An 18641-nucleotide genomic window follows, 5' to 3' on the forward strand; every position below is an offset into this window, starting at 1 on the left:
CACAGCCGACAGCCCATCGCAATACGCTGCCCATCCCCTGTATTTTCCACTGTAATCTATCAGGCATCACCCCATAAGCCAACTGCTTTCCTAAGAAAAGGCAAGGACCAGAGCACGCCCCACACCACCAAGGTCTTTCCTGCATTCCAGCACCTTCAGCCCCGCTGCTTCGGCCAGAGCCGTTACGGCTTTCTCCTGCCCCACACCCAGCTCCAACACGGCGCATCCTGTTTCCGAAAGCAGATGAGGAAGGCTTCTGCACAGAATCCGATAGGCCACCAGACCATCATCCCCACCATCCAGCGCCCGGTGTGGTTCATACTCCACCACATCCGGCATCAGATGAGCCATGTCCGCATGTTCAATATAAGGCGGGTTGGAGAGAACAACATCAAACTGTCCCCTGATCGCCGTGGCCCAATCTCCTGCTACAAAAGCCGTCCGCTCGGAAAGACCGTTACGGCGGGCATTGCGGCGGGCCAGAGCGGCCGCCCCCGGTGCAACATCCACACCCAGCCCCCAAGCCTGCGGATATTCCGTAAGTGCTGCCAATAACAGGCACCCTGTCCCCGTCCCCAGGTCCAACACGGAACGGACCGCCTGACGATCTGGCCTATGATGCAGCAGAGCCTCCAACAAGGTCTCACTATCACCTCGTGGAATCAGCGTTTCGGGCGACACATGGAGGTCCAGCGTCCAGAATCCCTGCTCTCCGATGATGAAAGCAACTGGCTCCCGTGCACTGCGCCTCTGAATGGCCATCTGGAACTTCTCCACGGAGCCATCAGGGATTATGTCACGCTGCAACAGCTCCATTCGAGTACAGCCGCAGGCCCAACAAAGCAGAAGATTAGCCTCGAAAGCAGCATCTTCGATGCCAGCCTGAAAAAGTCTTTCTCTGGCCTGTTTCAAAAGAGTTATTTTACGCATAGACGTTATTCCTGATCTGCCGCTTTCATCCTTCCGGGAAGACCAGACATGACCATATCCCGTTTCGTACGTTCTCTGCTTGTTCCGCTCAGTTTCAGCCTGGTGCTGATGCCTGCCGCAAGAGGTGAAACCATCGGCCCCATGCCAGATGGACCAACGGGCGGGAGTTTCACGGTTCATGATGGCCGTGCTCCCGATGAACTCTCGGAATCGTCACGCCTGTATCTGAACGGCCAACTCGCCGCAACCTTCCATCTTGATCTGGCACATGCGGATGATACCGCCACTATCCCTATTCCTCTAGGGCGAGTGGATATTCCCTATAGCCTCTGCGGCACCATTACCGTGATGCAGAATGGCCATCCTGAGACCCGTAATGTCAGTGGTGAAGGTGTGCTTCACAGCCCAGACGGCCATTATTATGAGGCTGTCGGCAGTGACACTTTCAAGGATTTTTTCCTGCTTGATGAAAATGATCCCTCTGCCGCCGAGCATCACAACGGGGCATCTTCCCGCTGTATCTCCTCCAACAGCTGACTTAAATGAACTGGCCGCCCTTCAGGAGCGGCCAATTTCTTCCGCCAGTAGAGCCATCTGTTCATGATGGGTCAGGGCATTGACGATCTCGTCAAACTCGCCCCCCATAACCTGAGCAATTTTATAAAGTGTCAGATTGATACGGTGATCCGTGACACGCCCCTGTGGGAAATTATATGTCCGTATCCGCTCGGAACGGTCCCCCGTCCCGACCTGTGATTTACGATCCGCTGCCCGGCTATCATGTGCCTTCTGACGTTCGGCTTCATAAAGACGGGCACGGAGAATCTGCATGGCCTTCGCCTTGTTGCGATGCTGGCTTTTTTCCTCCTGCATAGCCACAACAACACCCGTTGGCAGATGCGTGATACGCACGGCACTTTCCGTCTTATTGACATGCTGACCACCGGCGCCAGATGCCCGATAAACATCAATCCGCAGGTCTTCTTCATTCACCTGCACATCGACTTCTTCCGCTTCTGGCAGCACGGCCACCGTCACCGTAGAAGTGTGAATACGCCCCTGACTCTCCGTAGCCGGAACGCGCTGAACCCGATGCACACCAGATTCATATTTGAAGCGGGCAAATACGCCCCGCCCTGTAATCGTGGCCATCCCTTCCCGAATGCCGGAAAGCTCACTTTCCGTCAGGGACATGACTTCAAAACGCCAACCGTTATTTTCCGCAAAACGGCGATAAGCCTCGAACAGTTCTGCCGCAAACAGAGCGGCTTCATCACCACCGGCAGCGGGGCGGACTTCCAGAATGGCACTGCGTTCATCAGCATCATCACGGGGCAGAAGCGCCAACTGCATGGCTTGTTCCAGAGCGGGCATTTCAGCCTCGACCTCATCGAGCTCAAGCTGGGCCAGCTCCTTCATCTCAGGGTCCTTTAACAGGGCCTGAGCATCCTTCTGCCGTTTCTGTGCCGCCTGCCATGCCCGGATAGCAGCCACGGGCTTTTCCATAGCTGCATAATCCCGTGAGAGACGGGCAAAGTCATCTCCACCCATCTCACCAGACGCCATCAAGGCCTGCATTTCCTCAAAGCGGGCAATGATCTGCTCCAGCTTATGCTCAATCGCAGCGCTCATGAGGTCCGGGCACGCTCCAGCACAGCCACAATATCCGCCAGCGCTACTTCTTCCTGCTCCCGTGTGGCCAGATGGCGCAACTGCACGACATCCCGTGCCAGATCATCATCACCAAGGAAAAGAACGTGAGAAGCACCGGACTGCACGATGCGGTCCATACGCTTCTTCATGTTCCCCCGTGTCTCGATGGAGACAGACAGTCCGCTATCCCGCAGCATACGAGAAACGGAAGCCGCCTTAAGCAGAGCGGCCTCACCCATGGGCAGGATGGCCACATCACTGACATCCGCAGCGGGCGCATCAATCAGCGCAGCGAGACGTTCAACACCCGCTGCCCAACCAATGCATGGGACGGCAGGGCCACCCATCTCCTCCACGAGCCCCTCATAACGGCCACCGGCCAGCACAGTCCCCTGTGCGCCCAGCTTATCCGTAACAAACTCGAACACGGTATGGCTGTAATAATCCAGTCCACGGACGATCCGGGGATTTTCCACAAAGGAAACGCCAAAAGCCTTCAACGCTGCCTTCAGCTCATTCCAGAATGTACGAGATTCGTCATTGAGGTAATCATCAAAAGCCGGCGCATCAGCCAGAAGCGCCCTGTCCTGCTCTGCCTTGCTATCCAGAATCCGCAACGGATTGATCTCAAGCCGTGAACGGCTGTCTTCTGAAAGACGGTCCTCATGCTGACGGAAATAGGCCACCAGAGCCTCACGCCACGCCATGCGGCTGGCCTTATCCCCCAGCGTATTCAGCTCAAGCGTAAGGTCCTCACCCAGCCCAAGGGACACCAGAAAATCCCGTGCCATGGCGATGATTTCAGCATCACGGAAGGCGCTTTCCGCACCGATCAGCTCTGCACCGATCTGGTGGAACTGCCGGAAGCGTCCCTTCTGTGGCCGTTCATACCGGAACATGGGGCCAGTATAGAAGATCTTCTGCGGCAGGGCCTGCGTCAGAGCATTAGAGACCAGTGCACGAGCCACGCCTGCCGTCCCTTCTGGACGTAGGGTCAGACTCTCTCCACCCCGATCCTCGAACGTGTACATCTCCTTGGAGACAACATCTGAGCTTTCACCCAAAGACCGGGCAAAAACATGCGTGTCCTCAAAGATGGGCGTTGCCCACTGGCTGAACCCGTAACGGCGAAAAACGGCCTTACCTGTTCCGATAACCTGCTGATGACGGCGCATATCCTCGCCCAGCAGGTCTTTCGTACCCCGTGGCGGCTGGAAGCGGGCCATCAGTGAGCAGCCTTCTCGACTGTTCCAGCCTCAATGGCGGCCACACGGGCCTCCACCAGCTCCACGATATGCTCGATCATGTTCTCGGCGGGCATGGTATGATCCTGCTTGCCAGCCGCATAGACCATGTGACGGCCAGAACCACCACCCGTCACGCCGATGTCGGTCATCAGGGCCTCACCCGGACCATTAACCACACAGCCAATGATGGAAAGCGTCAGTGGTGTCTTGATGTGCTGGAGGCGATCTTCCAACGTCTGGACCGTATCCACCACATTGAAGCCCTGACGGGCGCAGGATGGACAGGAAATGATCTTCACGCCGCGGTGACGCAGGCCGAGAGACTTGAGAATATCCCAGCCCACCAGCACTTCTTCTTCCGGAGGGGCAGAGAGAGAGACACGCATCGTATCACCCACACCAGCCCAGAGAAGATTACCCAGCCCCAGAGCGGACTTTACAGTCCCAGCCCGTTTGGACCCGGCTTCAGTTATGCCGATATGCAGCGGATGGTCACAGCAGGCAGCGAGCTGTTTGTAAGCTTCCACAGCCATGAACACGTCAGAAGCCTTCACGCTGATCTTGAACTCATGGAAATCATGATCCTCAAGAATCTTTGCATGCTCCAGTGCACTTTCCACCAGAGCTTCCGGCTTCGGTTCGCCATATTTCTCCAGAAGGTGACGTTCCAGAGACCCGGCATTCACACCAATACGGATGGAACAGCCATGGTCACGAGCCGCTTTGACGACCTCACGAACACGATCAGCACTGCCGATATTACCCGGATTGATACGCAGGCAGGCGGCACCAGCGGCAGCGGCCTCAATGGCTCGTTTATAATGGAAGTGAATATCCGCCACGATTGGCGCATTAACTTCCTCAACAATGGTCTTCAGGGCCTTTGTGCTACCCTCATCAGGGCAGGACACACGGACAATATCCACACCAGCCATTTCGGCCTTGCGGATCTGAGCAATCGTACCTTCAATATCCGTTGTCAGCGTGTTGGTCATGGTCTGCACCGAGACCGGCGCATCACCACCAACGGCAACATTACCAACATAGATCTTCCGTGATTTACGGCGCTCAATATGCTGATAGGGACGTAAACTGCTCATCAATAACCTCTCCGGGCCCTGACTGTTCTGACCCATGATAAAACGTGACCGCCGCCTGCCGAACGGTCACAGAAATTTACTGGCTGCGCTTATCTGCCGTTCCCGGTGCTGGTGCTGCCTCGGTAGCGAGAGCACCATAGCCATAATGACCCTGTTCCACCGATGCCGCATCTACTGTCAGATTGCGGACAACCCGGCCACGCAGCCCCAAGGGTGCGCTTACAACATTACCGGCCTGAAAAACAACACCCCCGGCATTGCCACTGGTAACATGGTACGTCTCCCCGGCAGCCCCCTGCCAGACTTCACCCTTCTTGAGAACACGGATGAGCTGCACTTTCCCCGCAGCATCCGTCACCTGAACCCAACTATCTTCACGAGCCAGAATGCTCACACTATCCCCTGCCTCCTGAGCCGGAGCAGCAGGCGGTACCGTCTGGGTGGACTGTTGGGTTTCTGCTGGTTTTACGGCCTCTGGAGCTGGTGCCGAAACAGCCTCCTGCGTGGAGGAAGGCTCAGTCGCAGCGGGAAGATCGGCAGGATGATCGGACGTGGCATGACCATCGACAGACGCAGAATCTTCGGCAGACGGCATGGCCGGCGCTGAAGATGGCGCAACAGGTTCCGGAGCCGGTGGCAGGTCAGGAACATCCTTCTGCGCATCATCCACCTTCGGTGCCGTTTCCTGCGTGCTGACCGCCTGTGCTTGGGCAGGAGCTGCGGCCTGCTGCTCTGCCACCTGTCCATCTGGCTGTGTGGATGATGCAGGTGCTTGTGTAGGCACAGCAGGGCCCGATGCAGCCGGAGTTTCAACATTACCGGCCAGATGCGAAGGAAGAATGGAAGATGCCAGACGCCCATGCGAGGAGAAATGATACCACCCCACATAGCCACCAATAATGACAACCAGACCAACACCAAGCAAAATCCACAGCCCTACCGAACGCTCCTCCTGAGGGCCAGGGAGGTCAAGGCGGACCGTCTGCTTCTTAGGGACCAGAGACGACAGCTCCCTGTTCGCCTGCTGGACAATTTCATCCGCATCCAACCCCAGAAAACGGGCATAGCTCTTAATGAAGCCCAGAGCATATACCTTGTCGGGCAGCTCTGAATAGCGTTCGCCTTCAATGGCCTGAAGGGTCGAGCGGCGCATCTTGAGATGAGCCTCAACCTCCTCCAGACTCCAGCCCAGAGCCTTGCGCCGAGCCATCAGGCGGGCGCCAAGAGTTGCAGATGACTGACTGGCCGCACCCAGCCCCGTTTTATCTTCTGTCATGACACCCCCCTTCCCTTAACAAGCTATTACACCGGCACCATCGCCCTCCAAGGCTCAGAACCGGCTATTATCAGGCGCTCTTTGAATGAATGCGGCGCTCACGCCTCTGCAATGCCTCCACAGCCTGATCCACCAGAGTTGAAATGATGTCTGCCACAGGACGGATCTCCTTCACCATACCAACAGACTGCCCGGCCATCATGGAACCGTTTTCCACATCACCTTCAATGACAGCACGCTTCAGCGCCCCAGCCCAGAAATGTTCAATCTCCAGCTGCGCAGCTTCCCGCTCGATCTCACCCTTGCGGAAACGCTCAATCACATCAGCCTGATGCTTCATAAAGTGACGGGTTGCCGCATTGCTCAGACCACGCACCGGAATAACCGGGAAACGCTCATCCAGCTGCACGGACATCACAGCATCACGAGCATTGCCACGGCGGAACGCTTCCTTGAAGCGCTCATGAGCAATGCTCTCCTTGGAGGCCGCAAAAACCGTCCCAAACTGCCCACCAGCGGCGCCCTGCTCCAGATAGGACAGAACGGCATCACCACGGCCAAGTCCACCAGCAACGAATACGGGGACTTCCGTGATGTTAGGCAGGATTTCCTGAGCCAGCACATTCAAGGACACAGGCCCGACATGCCCACCAGCCTCGGAGCCTTCAATCACCAGCGCTTCAATACCCAGCTTGACGAGACGCTTACCCAGAGCAAGAGCCGGCGCAAACCCCATGACACGGGCACCACCGTCGCGCACGCGCCGAATGGTGGCACCAGTCGGCACACCACCTGCCAGCACGACATGCTGCACCTTATGCGCCAAGCACACATCCACCAGCGCATCCAACTTAGGGTGCATGGTGATAAGATTAACGCCGAACGGCTTGTCCGTCAGCGCCTGCGTGGCGACAATTTCTTCCTCAAGGCGTTCCGGTTCCATCGCCCCGCAGGCGATCACACCAAAACCACCCGCATTGGAAATGGCTGATACGAGATTCCGCTCGCTCACCCATGACATCGCTCCGCCCAGAATGGCGTAGCGGCTCCCCAGAAAATCGCAGCCCGGCTTCCAGAGCTGATCCAGCGTTGCCCGTGCGTTCGTTACATCACTCATGCTTGCGCTCCTTCAGATGCATCAAGCCCGTAGGCTGTATGTAGCGCCCGCATGGCCAGCTCCATATATTCCGCATCAATCAGAACAGAAATCTTAATTTCGCTCGTAGAAATCACCTGAATATTGATACCTTTTTCCGCCAGCGTACGGAACATGGTCGTGGCCACGCCCGTGTTGGACCGCATCCCCACTCCTACCACGCTAATTTTGGCAACATTGTGAGACATATCCAGATCGCCATAACCGATCTCGGGGCGCATCTCCTCCAGAATCTGACAGGCTCTGGCTTCATCACCCTTGCTGACGGTAAAGGTCATATTCGTGCTGCGATCCACGCCGATGCTCTGCACAATCATATCCACATTCAGCCCAGCAGCAGACAGAGGCTCGAATATTCTTGCGGCGATACCGGGCTCATCAGGCACGTGCCGGATGGTGATCTTCGCATCATCCATGGAGTATGCAATACCTGTCACCAGCTTCTTTTCCACGCTTTCGTCCTCATCCACTACAATGGTTCCGCTGCTGTCATCCGTCTCCACAAAAGAAGACAGAACACGGACATGTACCTTCTCCCGCATGGCCAGCCCCACGCTGCGGGTCTGAAGAACCTTGGCACCGACTGATGCCAGCTCCAGCATTTCCTCATATGTGATCCGGTCAAGGCGGCGGGCCTGCTTCACAATGCGAGGGTCTGTCGTGTAGATGCCATCCACATCCGTGTAGATGTCGCACTGATCCGCCCGGATGGCCGCAGCCAACGCCACGGCAGACGTATCCGACCCGCCACGGCCCAGCGTAGCGATACGCCCCTGTGCATCAACACCCTGGAAACCGGCGATCACAGGCACAACACCCCGATCCATGCATTCACGCAGTGCATGACCATCAACGTCTTCAATGGCGGCGCAGCCATGAGATTCATCCGTGCGCAGCGGTATCTGCCACCCCTGGAAAGACCGTGCCGGGACACCCAGTGCCCCCAGAGCGATAGCCAACAAACCGCTCGTCACCTGCTCACCAGAGGCCACAACAGCGTCATACTCGGCAGGGTCGGCCTGTGCATCCAGATTGCGGCAATATTCCACCATCTGATTCGTCACGCCTGACATGGCAGACACAACCACAGCAACACGCTGCCCTCTGGCCCTCTCCTTCTTCACCTTTTCCGCCACAATACGGATGCGGTCCAGATCCTTGACGGAAGTACCGCCAAATTTCATTACAACCGTACGTGGGGTCGCCCGACCTGAAAAAACATCATCAACGGATCGCACTGTGTCATCCGGACAGTCGAGCATGGACATCTGGGAGAAAGCTCCAACAATAAGGCTAGCATTGCATAAATATCCGTCTCACATAGCTCTCCTGCCCTTTCACGTCTAGCCGCAACATGGCAGAAAAGCACCACGAAAGCCGGGAGGAGCGTCAGAATGTCTGTTTCATCACCATCATCATCGAACGTGCCAGAGACAGAAACCTCCTCTGTCATAGACGCCGAGATCAACCAGTTTGGTGCCCTCGCCAGAGACTGGTGGAACCCCAAAGGCCCCATGGCACCGCTCCATGCCATGAATCCCCTTCGGACGTCATGGATCGTCAAGCGCCTGCCGCCCTCACTCTTTCAGAAGGAGGCCCCGCCGACCCTGCTGGATATCGGCTGCGGTGCCGGACTGGCCAGTGAACGCTTCGCCACTCTGGGGTTTGACACACTTGGCGTTGATGCCAGTGAAGACGGCATACGAGCTGCTGAAGCGCACATGAAGCTGCATCCTCTCCCGCTTCATGCGGCGCCCCTGCATTATCTGTGCGGAAATGCGGAAACTCTCCTCAGTGAAGGGAAGCAGTTTGATGTCGTTTCCGCTCTGGAGATCATCGAACATGTGCGAGACCCGCACGTCTTCGTTTCTCTACTGGCGGGACTGACAAAACCGGGTGGGTATGTTGCCATCTCCACCATGGACCGCAGCCTGCGCTCCTTTCTGATGGCCAAGCTGGGCGCAGAATATGTCCTGCGGCTTCTGCCTATTGGTACCCATGACTGGAAGAAGTTCATCCGTCCCGGAGAGCTGGACACCATGGCCCGACAGGCAGACCTACGCCTTCTGGACCTCAAGGGCCTCTCCTATCGTCCACCGCACTGGCGGAAAAGCCACGATACGAGCATCAACTATATTGCGCTCTTTCAGAAAAACTGATGTCTGAAATAGAAAAGGCGCCACGAACGGGCGCCTTTTCTTTCTGTCAGAATGACAACAACCTTTATTCCATCAGGAATCAGCCACCATAAAGGCAAAGGTTGTCGGGCTGCCAACAGCCGTGAAGTGGTTGGTGAAGACGGGCTTGCCTGTCTCACGATCCACACGGAATGCCGTAACAGAGTCAGAGCGCTGATTGGCACAGAACAGGAACGTCCCGCTCGGGTCGAACATCATGGCACGGCCGTAATCGGCATGCATCCAGACCTCATCTTCCAGCGTCAGCGTTCCATCAACACCGACAGAGAAGACCGCCAGAGAGTCACCCAGACGGTTAGAGACGTACACGAAGCGCCCGCTCTCAGCGATAAGGATTTCAGCAGCCAGTGTGGAGCCACGGAAATGCGATGTCACCGTGCTGACAGACTGAATCTGCGTAATGGCACCTGTCTGCGGATCGAACTTGGATACCACAACCTTAGAGTTCTGTTCACACAGGTTATACAGCACCCGCCCCGTGTGATCGAACACGAAATGCCGCGGTGCAGACCCCGGTTCCATCTCGTAGAACGGCTTCTGCGCTGGAATGAGCTTGCCTGTCGTCAGGTCCAGCTTCCAGACATAAACCCGGTCCAGCCCGGCATCATCCACCAGTACGAAAGTGCCGCTCGGATCAGTGGCGATCATGTGCGGATGTGCGCCAGAATGGTCGGAAACGGCGAAATTGCCTTCCGGATTGTCAGCGGCACGTTCCGGCCGTTTCGGACCGGAATTATGGACGATATCCGTTGCCTTACCGAGCGAACCATCCGCATGAATCGGCAGAACGGCTACGCTGCCACCCATATAGTTAGCAACCAGCAGATACTTGCCGGACGGATGCACGCTCAGATGAGCCGGCACAGCCCCGCCGGAACTGACCGTATTGATCTTGGCCAGCGCCCCGTTACGGGTATCGACAGCAAACGCCGTGACAGAGCCACTACCAGCCTTGTCATAGTCGTTGATCTCACTCAGAGCGTAAAGGAACTTGCGATTACGGCTCAGAGTAATAAAGGACGGGCTGGGAATATCCATGAAGGTCGTCACCGGCGTCAGGAAGCCAGTGCTACGATCCATCTCGAACACGGCAATCCCTTTGCCGTTACCAGCTCCACCCGGGGGGCCGTGCTCTGTATAGCCACCAACAAAACACAGAATACGAGGCAGCGGCTCATTCTCTGCCCGGGCAGACCTCAGGGGTGACAGGGCCGTGGCTGCTCCCAGTCCGGCAATCCCCAGTGCAAACTGACGCCGGGAAAGATTCTGTGACATAACGTACGACTCTCCTTCAACTTCACCCACCCGGACCCGGGTAGAATACTGAAACGGAATTACCAAAAAAATCCGTTCTGCATAAGATACATTCGTCACTTCATGAAAAACGGAAACGATACTAGCCGCCCCGCTTCATCCGGCACCGTTCGCCAATAGTGGGGTTAGCGATACGGCTCCATGTCTGTGTTTCACCGAACAACGCCAAACCAACATAGCCACGCAGCTTCAATGTACCGTCCTCTGCCAGCCACATATTCGCATGGTAGGAACGGCCTGTCCGAGGGTCTAAAACCTTCCCATGCCAATGACCATTTTTGCGGCGCTTCATGCTGCTGATGATCTCCATCCCGCACTCTGAAACCCCACGATAGTCCTTTTCCGGCTCCGCATCAGTATAGGCCATGCCAATCAGCCACCCGCAAAGACGATCAGACTCCGAGGGACAAGGAGCAATATGAAAGACACCGTCTTTCTCCTGCACAATCCAGGTCCCTTCCATATCAGAAGACCGTGTCTGCGCCTGTGCCGGGACTACAGACAGCAGTGCCCCAACCCCCAGAAAAGCTGCAAGGAAGCGCTTTTTACTTGCGACCAAGAAGGGCATCGAGCTGACCATCCTGCTCCAGCTGCATGAGCTCACTGCATCCCCCTACGGCCTTACCATCAATAAAAATCTGCGGAACGGTTGTGCCACCACCTGAACGCTCACAGGCTGTATTCCGTTCTGCTGATCCACGAGGGGCATTGATTTCCTCAAATGCCACGTCCTTGGACTGAAGGAGGCTGATGGCCCGAACGCAGTATGGGCAACCGGGCTGTGTGTAGATTTCAACTTTTGCCATAAAATACTCCTGTTCTGGCCGCAGGCTTTTAAGAAAGTGTTACCCGGGCCCCCACAAGAATATCAACCGAAACGCATCCATTCTCAAGTAATGCTTTTGCACAGGCTTCTGCCGTAGCGCCTGTCGTTAGAATATCATCCACCAGAATGACGGATTTCCCACGCAGGGTATCACCATGGCGGGGCTGTATATCTATCGTACCTGCAACCTGCTTACGCCGCCCCTGACGAGAAAGGCCCGCTAATGCGGCCGTTCTGGAGCGCCGATACAGACCATCCAAGCAACAGGCTACGCCTGTATTGCGAGACAAGATTTTCGCCATGAGAGCGGCCTGATTATAACCCCGCTGCCACAGTCGCCAGCGATGAACAGGCACAGGGACCAACAACGCATCAGGCTTCAATATGTCCTGCCCCGCCTGCGCCATGAAACGAGCCAGAATAGCCGCATGTTCTGTCCGGTCACCATATTTCAGCCCCATGATGAGGCGGCGGGCCTGCCCTTCATAAAGAAACGCAGCGCGCCCCCTATGCCATAAAGGGGGATGAAACTCGCACTCTAGACAGAGGTACCCCCGCTCGGCAACGTCATCATACGTTATGGGCAGGGCACAAGCATCACAGAAAGGTGCGTGAACAAAACGGAGCCCGGCAAAGCAGGCTCCGCATAATATACCCCCCTGAGAGGCAATATCCTCACCACAGGAGATACAGCTAGGCGGAACGAGCCAGTTCAGCACGCTCCGCCCCAGTCTTTTCAGAAGGCTTTTCCCCGTAGGAAGACCCTTAATGCCCAGCGGCAGCAGCCTCAAAATCTGGCGCTTCCAGACCAGATGCTTCCAGCTGACTGATGAAAGCAGCCTTCAGGCGGGCCAGCCCTTCATGAGATTGTGCTTCAATCCGCCCGACTAAAACGGCCTGCGTATTGGAAGCACGAAGCAGCCACCAGCCATCAGCCGTATTCACCCGAACGCCATCCACGGAGGACACATCAGCCCCCTCTTTCTTCAGGCGCTCAGCCACTTCCTTGATGACATCAAACTTCCGTACGTCATCACAGGGGAAACGCAGCTCCGGCGTGTTGACCATGCGAGGCAGAGCCTCACGCATCTCAGCCAGTGTACCCGGCAGACGGGCTACAATGCCCAGAATGCGGATAGCACCATAAAGTGCATCATCAAAGCCGTACCATTTGTCGGCAAAGAAAATGTGTCCTGACATTTCGCCCGCAAGCGGAGACGATGTTTCTGCCATCTTGCTCTTGATGAGTGAGTGCCCTGTCCGCCACATCAGAGGCGTACCACCGGCCTTGCCGACTTCGTCAAACAGCACCTGACTGGCTTTGACGTCCGCAATGATGGTTGCCCCCGGATGCTTCTTCAGCACGTCACGGGCCAGCAGAACAAGAATCTGGTCCCCCCAGAGAATCTCACCCTTGCCATCCACAATACCGACACGGTCAGCATCACCATCAAAGGCCACGCCAACATCAGCCTTCTTCTCCCGGACCGCCTTGATCAGGTCCTGAAGATTTCCCTCAACAGTCGGATCGGGGTGATGATTGGGGAAGGTCCCGTCAATCTCAGGATACAGAACTGTATGCTCACCCGGCAGCTTCTTCACCAGACGGGAAAGAACTTCACCCGCAGCAGAGTTGCCATTATCCCACACAACCTTGAGCGGTCTCTCACCGTCATAATCCTGAAGCAGACGCTCGATATAAGCCTCTGAAGGGTCAAGCGTCTCAATCTTGCCCTCTGCCTTGGGAACAACATCACCCGCTTCGGCGAGACGTCCGATTTCACGAATCTGCTCACCAAAGAAAGGCTTGCCCTTCAACATCATCTTGAAGCCATTATGATCAGGCGGGTTATGGCTTCCCGTCACCATAATGGCCCCGTCAGACTTGCCCATAACAGCAGCATAATAGAGCATGGGGGTCGGGCCACGCCCAACACGGCGAACCGTCACGCCAGAATCAACAGCACCACGGACAAGCGCTTCTTCCAGTGCTGGAGAAGACAAGCGACCATCATACCCTACGGTCACAACACTGCCGCCATCCCGGCGGATCATGCTCGCAAAGACACGTCCCAGCGCATAGGCATCTTCAGGATGAAGGGTCTTCCCTACAATGCCGCGAATGTCATACTCACGCAGGCTTGTCGGCTCAAAATGATGTCTGAATCCCGTCATGACGTTTCTCCCTCTCAGACGTATTTCTTCAGGAAAGCACGCACGTCATCGGCCAGATCATGACGCTCCAGCGCCAGAGCCACTTGTGCCTCAAGGAAGCCCAACTTGCTGCCACAGTCAAAACGTGTGCCTTCATAACGCAGACCATGGAAGGGTACCTTCCCGATCATCTCGGCCATGGCATCCGTCAACTGCACTTCGCCACCCACACCTTTCTTCAGGGCGGAAAGAGGCTTGAGAACATCGGCTGTCAGCACATAACGGCCAATGATCGCCAGATTGGACGGTGCATCTTCTGGTGCAGGCTTCTCGACAAGCCCTTTCACCTCAACCTTACGCCCATCATCCTCACCGATTTCCAGAACACCGTAGCGATCTGTCCAGTCATGAGGAACTTCATCAACGGCAACTACATTACCGCCTGTCTGATGATAGACATCAGCCAGCTGGGCTACGCAGCTACGCCCGCCCTTAACGATATCATCCGGCAGAAGAATGGCGAAAGGATCATCCCCAATAAAGCTACGGGCGCACCAGATGGCATGCCCCAGCCCCAGAGGATTCTGCTGGCGAACAGCCACAAGTGACCCCGCCTTGACGCTGCTGCTCTCCAACGCCTGAATGGCAGACGTCTTGCCACGCTCACGCAGCGTTGTCTCAAGCTCGTATGCCACGTCAAAATAATCAATCAGATTATCTTTACCGCGAGCCGTGACGAGGCAGAACTCCTCAATCCCGGCCTCACGCGCTTCATCAATGGCATACTGGATCAGAGGCTTATCCACCACTGGCAACATTTCTTTCGGCATAGCCTTCGTTGCGGGCAGGAAGCGTGTCCCCAAACCAGCGACAGGCAAAACGGCTTTCTTTAATGGCTTGATCATCTCAACTCTCTCTAGATCCGTACCCTGTCCAGTATCAGCGACAGAGTTCTTTCTTCAATTCAGACGTGCCAGCAGGATATAATCTGGCCACCCCATTAAGCAGCCCCTTATATAAGGGAAATTGCAATACAAATACCACCCTAATATGAGGTGGTGTCCTAGCATCAAACGTATTTTTTCATGAAATCAATGTAACATGACTACTGCCATGCTTTAGCCATACTACTCTAAGGAAAGTATGGTGCGGCCGAGAAGACTCGAACTTCCACGGGGTTATCCCCCACAAGCACCTCAAGCTTGCGCGTCTACCATTCCGCCACGGCCGCTCCGTGACAAGCAGTCTCTTTTTCCTCATTTCTGAGGCGTGACCGCTTCGGTGAAATGGCCTATAGCCCATCGAAACAGAGAGGGCAATGGTCATGACACAGTTTTATGAAGAAATTATCTGGCAGGAAGACAAAAAGCTCTGCCCCTACCCCGATGCTCTGGATTTCATGCGCCAACAGGTGGAAGCCATTCATCAGAAGCAGGCCCCCCAGCGCCTTTGGCTGACAGAACACCCCCCTCTCTACACAGCCGGCACGTCTGCCAAACCGGAAGACCTCATCAACCCACACAATTACCCAACCTTCGAGGCTGGACGAGGTGGCCAATGGACCTATCACGGTCCCGGTCAACGTATCGCCTATGTCATGCTGGATCTCACACGTCCGCATGGCCCTCTACCTGCACGGGACGTACGGGCCTTCGTGCAGATGCTGGAGCGCTGGCTCATTATGAGCCTGCAAGCCATGAATATAGATGCCTTCACCCGGGAGGGACGGATCGGCGTCTGGTGCTTTGATGGCCAGAGCGGACTGGAAGCCAAGATCGCCGCTCTTGGCATCCGTGTCACACGCTGGGTCAGCTGGCACGGTATTTCGCTGAACGTATCGCCCTCACTCAGCGATTTTGACGGCATCATCCCCTGCGGCATCCGAGATTACGGCGTCACCAGTCTGCAACGCTTCAACCCCACCTTGAGCATGGATGATGCCGATGCCGCTCTCCTCAAAAGCTGGACGACCCTCTTTGGCCCCGTGACCCGTCAGACAGACTCCTGACCCTCACTCTGGCAAGGTAAAGCTGCTCTCGGATACGGGCTGATTCTCCTGCACATCAAACAGAGAAAGCCCGAAATGATGATGACGGGCATCAACACCCTGTATGCCCACCAAGGTCAGCTTACCATGCACGTCAGAGAACTGAAGCGTCAACAGGCCCTGGGAGGGATTGTCGGCTTCCGCTACGGAAATCTGGAGGGATTCAGCACCACGGGAGACTTTGGTGACCTGCACCTCTTTCTCAAACCCGATGGGATGACGCAGCAAAAGACCCAGCGGATTACGCTTGAGGGACAAATGCGTCACCGCACCATCATCAGCGTTCCGCAGGACAAGGCGACCATCCCGTGCCACAGCCCGCATGGCATGAGGTACCTCATACACCATCTCAAAACGGCCCGGCGCATAGGTAAATCGGCCATCACCCTGCTGCTGAGCTGGACCATCCTGCACAAAGGACGCCTGAAGGGATTTCAGCCCATTCAGATAGCTCTCGGCCCGATGGATGTCATGCCGATCAGCCGTGGCAAGATGGTCATACCCAGATGTGGCACAGCCTGAGAGGCCAAGCCCAACCACCGGGCCAGCAATCACACCACCCCAAAGCAGAAAGCCACCTGCAAGACGTTTCAGAAACTGTCCGTTTTTCACGCCTGATTCTCCCCTTTCAGGGTCAGAGATAAGGCATGAAGCCCCGTCCTGAACTCCGCTGCCAGAAGGTCATGGACGAGTCTATGCCGCTCCAGACTTTTCATCCCATCAAAGCGCTGGCTGACCACATAAAGGTGATAATGGGTCTCACCTGCCTGTTCGGGCCCTCGGCTCTCCTGCGAGGCTGTCCGCATGGCGACATGATGGCTGTGCCGGGCGCTGTCATCCCGGATTTCCAGCACGGAAGGATTCAGCGCCTCCTCCAGCACTGCTTTCATACGGTCGGCTCTTTTCATTGCGTCTCTTCCATGCTTGCCCACGGGGTCACAGGTTCTGTCTGTCACATTCATAACAGGAATCTTTTCTCCTCATGAGAAAGGATGCTTGCATCCATGCCAGACCTCTCCCCATATCGTCCATTATGCAACGCAAACCATCCAGACATAAAGCCTTCGCGCCAGACCCGGACGCTCCCCAGCAATGTTGCGACCACCCGGACTGCGACCAGCCCGCCGGCTATCGTGCCCCTCGTGGACGGGATAATCTGCGCAGCTATTACTGGTTCTGTCTGGAGCATGTCCGCCAATACAATGCCAACTGGGACTATTACCGGGGCATGACACCGGGGCAGATCGAGCGGCACCTGCGGGAAGATACGTCATGGCAGCGCCCCTCATGGAAGATGGGGACACCGGGCCACGATTCTGCACGATCCTCCTTCACACTGGATGATCTGCATGACCCGCTGGATATTCTCAGAGGCCACAAAGCCCGCCCCTCACGGGAAGCTGAAACACGCCGCCACGCCCCGGCCGCTCTGCGGGAACCTCTGGCACAGCTTAATCTGGAATGGCCGACCACCATTGAGGTCATCAAGACCCGCTATCGTGTGCTGGCCCGCCGCTATCATCCTGATGCCAATCAGGACGATCCACGGGCTGAAGAACGCTTCAAGGTGATCGGCACAGCCTATGCCACGCTGCGCGATCATTTTGCCAACAGCATGGAGCAGGAAACAGCCAGTGCTGGATAGCTGTTTTGCCTTTCCCGCATCTTCCCATCTTTCAGGGTTTATGTAATCGTACCTGTAGAGTCCTTAATAAGATGGACATATCTTCAGTCTTCCACATCACTCTTTCAATGACAGGAATCATGTCATGGCTCTCCCTTCCACACAGTCCCTTTCCGAGGTTCTCCCCCAGACACCTGACAGCCTGAAGCCCGCGCGGGAGCTGTTCGGGCTGGAACTGGACCTTGAAGTCCCTGTCTGGTCCCAGAAGACAGACCATGTTCCTGAGATTGACCCCGCCTACCAGTTCGACCGGGATACGACCCGGGCCATTCTGGCCGGTTTCATGCATAACCGCCGTGTGCTGGTGCAGGGCTTCCACGGGACAGGAAAATCCTCCCACATCGACCAGATCGCCGCGCGGCTGAACTGGCCCTGTGTCCGCATCAATCTGGACAGCCACATTTCCCGTATCGACCTCATCGGTAAGGATGCCATCACGCTGGAAGACGGCAAGCAGGTCACAGAATTCCGTGAAGGTCTCCTGCCATGGTGCCTTCAGAATCCGTGCAGCCTGATCTTTGATGAATATGATGCCGGGCGGCCGGATGTCATGTTCGTTATTCAGCGTGTTCTGGAGGCTAACGGTGCCCTGACCCTTCTGGATCAGAACCGTGTTATCCATCCTCACCCATCCTTCCGCCTGTTCGCCACAGCCAATACGGTTGGGCTGGGCGATACGACCGGGCTGTATCATGGTACGCAGCAGATCAATCAGGGCCAGATGGACCGCTGGAACATCGTCACCTCCCTGAACTATCTGCCCAAGGAGCAGGAAATCCGCATCATCAAAGCCAAGATGGGCGATGCTCTGGATGCCACACTCATCGGCCAGATGGTGGAGCTGGCGGACCTGAGCCGTGCGGGCTTCATGAATGGTGACATTTCCACCGTCATCTCCCCCCGAACAGTTCTCTCATGGGCCGAGAACATCACAATCTTCAACGATGTGCCGTTCGCCTTCCGTCTGAGCTTCCTCAATAAATGTGATGAAGCCGAGCGCAGCATCGTGGCTGAATATTATCAGCGCTGCTTCAACGCCTCACCGCTGGGTTAAGG

The 18641-nt window shown here is 56.1% G+C and carries 20 protein-coding genes and 1 tRNA gene; 5 read left to right on the forward strand and 16 right to left on the reverse strand.

The genetic code is table 11. The features are described from left to right. Window positions 1-90 precede the first annotated feature (90 nt). Window positions 91-930, reverse strand: a complete 840-nt coding sequence (gene prmC, locus NQF86_RS03820; RefSeq protein ID WP_266116265.1) for a peptide chain release factor N(5)-glutamine methyltransferase — start codon at window positions 928-930, stop codon at window positions 91-93. Window positions 931-978: 48 nt separating this feature from the next. Here prmC and NQF86_RS03825 point away from each other — a divergent pair, with 48 nt between their 5' ends. Beyond that, on the forward strand, window positions 979-1467 hold the full coding sequence (locus NQF86_RS03825) for a hypothetical protein (protein WP_266116266.1): 489 nt from the start codon (window positions 979-981) through the stop codon (window positions 1465-1467). Between the two features lie 21 nt (window positions 1468-1488). Here the strand turns inward: NQF86_RS03825 and prfA are convergent, their stop codons facing one another. The 6 genes from prfA to NQF86_RS03855 all read right to left on the reverse strand — a co-directional run bounded on the left by prfA (window position 1489) and on the right by NQF86_RS03855 (window position 8630). Further along, a complete protein-coding gene (prfA, locus tag NQF86_RS03830) occupies window positions 1489-2562 on the reverse strand; it encodes a peptide chain release factor 1 (protein ID WP_266116267.1) in 1074 nt (357 codons plus the stop codon). After that, a complete protein-coding gene (gene hisS / locus NQF86_RS03835; RefSeq protein ID WP_266116268.1) occupies window positions 2559-3809 on the reverse strand; it encodes a histidine--tRNA ligase in 1251 nt (416 codons plus the stop codon). The genes prfA and hisS overlap by 4 nt, the downstream gene beginning before the upstream one ends. Continuing rightward, window positions 3809-4930 (reverse strand): flavodoxin-dependent (E)-4-hydroxy-3-methylbut-2-enyl-diphosphate synthase, encoded by a 1122-nt coding sequence (ispG, locus tag NQF86_RS03840; RefSeq protein WP_266116269.1) that lies wholly within the window; start codon window positions 4928-4930, stop codon window positions 3809-3811. Before ispG ends, hisS begins: the two co-directional genes overlap by 1 nt. 76 nt (window positions 4931-5006) lie before the next feature. Beyond that, the gene (locus NQF86_RS03845; RefSeq protein WP_266116270.1) at window positions 5007-6206 is read right to left on the reverse strand and encodes a RodZ domain-containing protein; all 1200 of its coding nucleotides are present in this window, start codon (window positions 6204-6206) and stop codon (window positions 5007-5009) included. Window positions 6207-6276: 70 nt separating this feature from the next. Then, window positions 6277-7323, reverse strand: coding sequence for an NAD(P)H-dependent flavin oxidoreductase (locus NQF86_RS03850; RefSeq protein WP_266116271.1), 1047 nt, complete (start codon window positions 7321-7323; stop codon window positions 6277-6279). Continuing rightward, window positions 7320-8630, reverse strand: a complete 1311-nt coding sequence (locus NQF86_RS03855; RefSeq protein ID WP_407652849.1) for an aspartate kinase — start codon at window positions 8628-8630, stop codon at window positions 7320-7322. The genes NQF86_RS03850 and NQF86_RS03855 overlap by 4 nt, the downstream gene beginning before the upstream one ends. 126 nt (window positions 8631-8756) lie before the next feature. Here NQF86_RS03855 and ubiG point away from each other — a divergent pair, with 126 nt between their 5' ends. Continuing rightward, entirely contained in the window at window positions 8757-9521 is a 765-nt protein-coding gene (ubiG, locus tag NQF86_RS03860; protein WP_266116273.1) for a bifunctional 2-polyprenyl-6-hydroxyphenol methylase/3-demethylubiquinol 3-O-methyltransferase UbiG, read from the forward strand. Between the two features lie 72 nt (window positions 9522-9593). On the opposite strand, the gene NQF86_RS03865 is transcribed toward ubiG, so the two are convergent. The 7 genes from NQF86_RS03865 to NQF86_RS03895 all read right to left on the reverse strand — a co-directional run bounded on the left by NQF86_RS03865 (window position 9594) and on the right by NQF86_RS03895 (window position 15085). After that, the gene (locus NQF86_RS03865; RefSeq protein WP_266116274.1) at window positions 9594-10835 is read right to left on the reverse strand and encodes a lactonase family protein; all 1242 of its coding nucleotides are present in this window, start codon (window positions 10833-10835) and stop codon (window positions 9594-9596) included. A 121-nt stretch (window positions 10836-10956) separates the two neighbouring features. Further along, a complete protein-coding gene (locus tag NQF86_RS03870; RefSeq protein ID WP_266116275.1) occupies window positions 10957-11433 on the reverse strand; it encodes a DUF2147 domain-containing protein in 477 nt (158 codons plus the stop codon). Next, on the reverse strand, window positions 11420-11680 hold the full coding sequence (grxC, locus tag NQF86_RS03875; protein ID WP_266116276.1) for a glutaredoxin 3: 261 nt from the start codon (window positions 11678-11680) through the stop codon (window positions 11420-11422). Before grxC ends, NQF86_RS03870 begins: the two co-directional genes overlap by 14 nt. A 28-nt stretch (window positions 11681-11708) precedes the next feature. After that, window positions 11709-12491 (reverse strand): ComF family protein, encoded by a 783-nt coding sequence (locus tag NQF86_RS03880; protein WP_266116277.1) that lies wholly within the window; start codon window positions 12489-12491, stop codon window positions 11709-11711. Next, window positions 12466-13875, reverse strand: coding sequence for a phosphoglucomutase/phosphomannomutase PgmG (pgmG, locus tag NQF86_RS03885; protein ID WP_266116278.1), 1410 nt, complete (start codon window positions 13873-13875; stop codon window positions 12466-12468). Before pgmG ends, NQF86_RS03880 begins: the two co-directional genes overlap by 26 nt. A 14-nt stretch (window positions 13876-13889) precedes the next feature. Further along, window positions 13890-14759 (reverse strand): UTP--glucose-1-phosphate uridylyltransferase GalU, encoded by an 870-nt coding sequence (gene galU, locus NQF86_RS03890; RefSeq protein ID WP_266116279.1) that lies wholly within the window; start codon window positions 14757-14759, stop codon window positions 13890-13892. A 239-nt stretch (window positions 14760-14998) separates the two neighbouring features. Beyond that, window positions 14999-15085, reverse strand: a tRNA-Leu gene (locus tag NQF86_RS03895). Between the two features lie 87 nt (window positions 15086-15172). Between NQF86_RS03895 and lipB the strand changes: the two genes are divergently transcribed. Continuing rightward, window positions 15173-15862, forward strand: a complete 690-nt coding sequence (gene lipB / locus NQF86_RS03900) for a lipoyl(octanoyl) transferase LipB (protein ID WP_407652850.1) — start codon at window positions 15173-15175, stop codon at window positions 15860-15862. Window positions 15863-15865: 3 nt separating this feature from the next. On the opposite strand, the gene NQF86_RS03905 is transcribed toward lipB, so the two are convergent. Next, a complete protein-coding gene (locus tag NQF86_RS03905; protein ID WP_266116281.1) occupies window positions 15866-16513 on the reverse strand; it encodes a LolA family protein in 648 nt (215 codons plus the stop codon). Next, window positions 16510-16809, reverse strand: a complete 300-nt coding sequence (locus NQF86_RS03910) for a BolA family protein (protein ID WP_266116282.1) — start codon at window positions 16807-16809, stop codon at window positions 16510-16512. Before NQF86_RS03910 ends, NQF86_RS03905 begins: the two co-directional genes overlap by 4 nt. 125 nt (window positions 16810-16934) lie before the next feature. Here NQF86_RS03910 and NQF86_RS03915 point away from each other — a divergent pair, with 125 nt between their 5' ends. Both NQF86_RS03915 and NQF86_RS03920 read left to right on the forward strand, forming a co-directional pair. Continuing rightward, complete coding sequence (locus NQF86_RS03915; protein ID WP_266116462.1) at window positions 16935-17546, forward strand: J domain-containing protein; 612 nt, start codon at window positions 16935-16937, stop codon at window positions 17544-17546. Window positions 17547-17670: 124 nt separating this feature from the next. Further along, window positions 17671-18639 (forward strand): AAA family ATPase, encoded by a 969-nt coding sequence (locus tag NQF86_RS03920; protein ID WP_266116283.1) that lies wholly within the window; start codon window positions 17671-17673, stop codon window positions 18637-18639. Window positions 18640-18641 lie beyond the last annotated feature (2 nt).

The sequence above is a fragment of the Bombella pluederhausensis genome (assembly GCF_026385525.1).
Taxonomy (GTDB): Bacteria; Pseudomonadota; Alphaproteobacteria; order Acetobacterales; family Acetobacteraceae; genus Bombella; species Bombella pluederhausensis.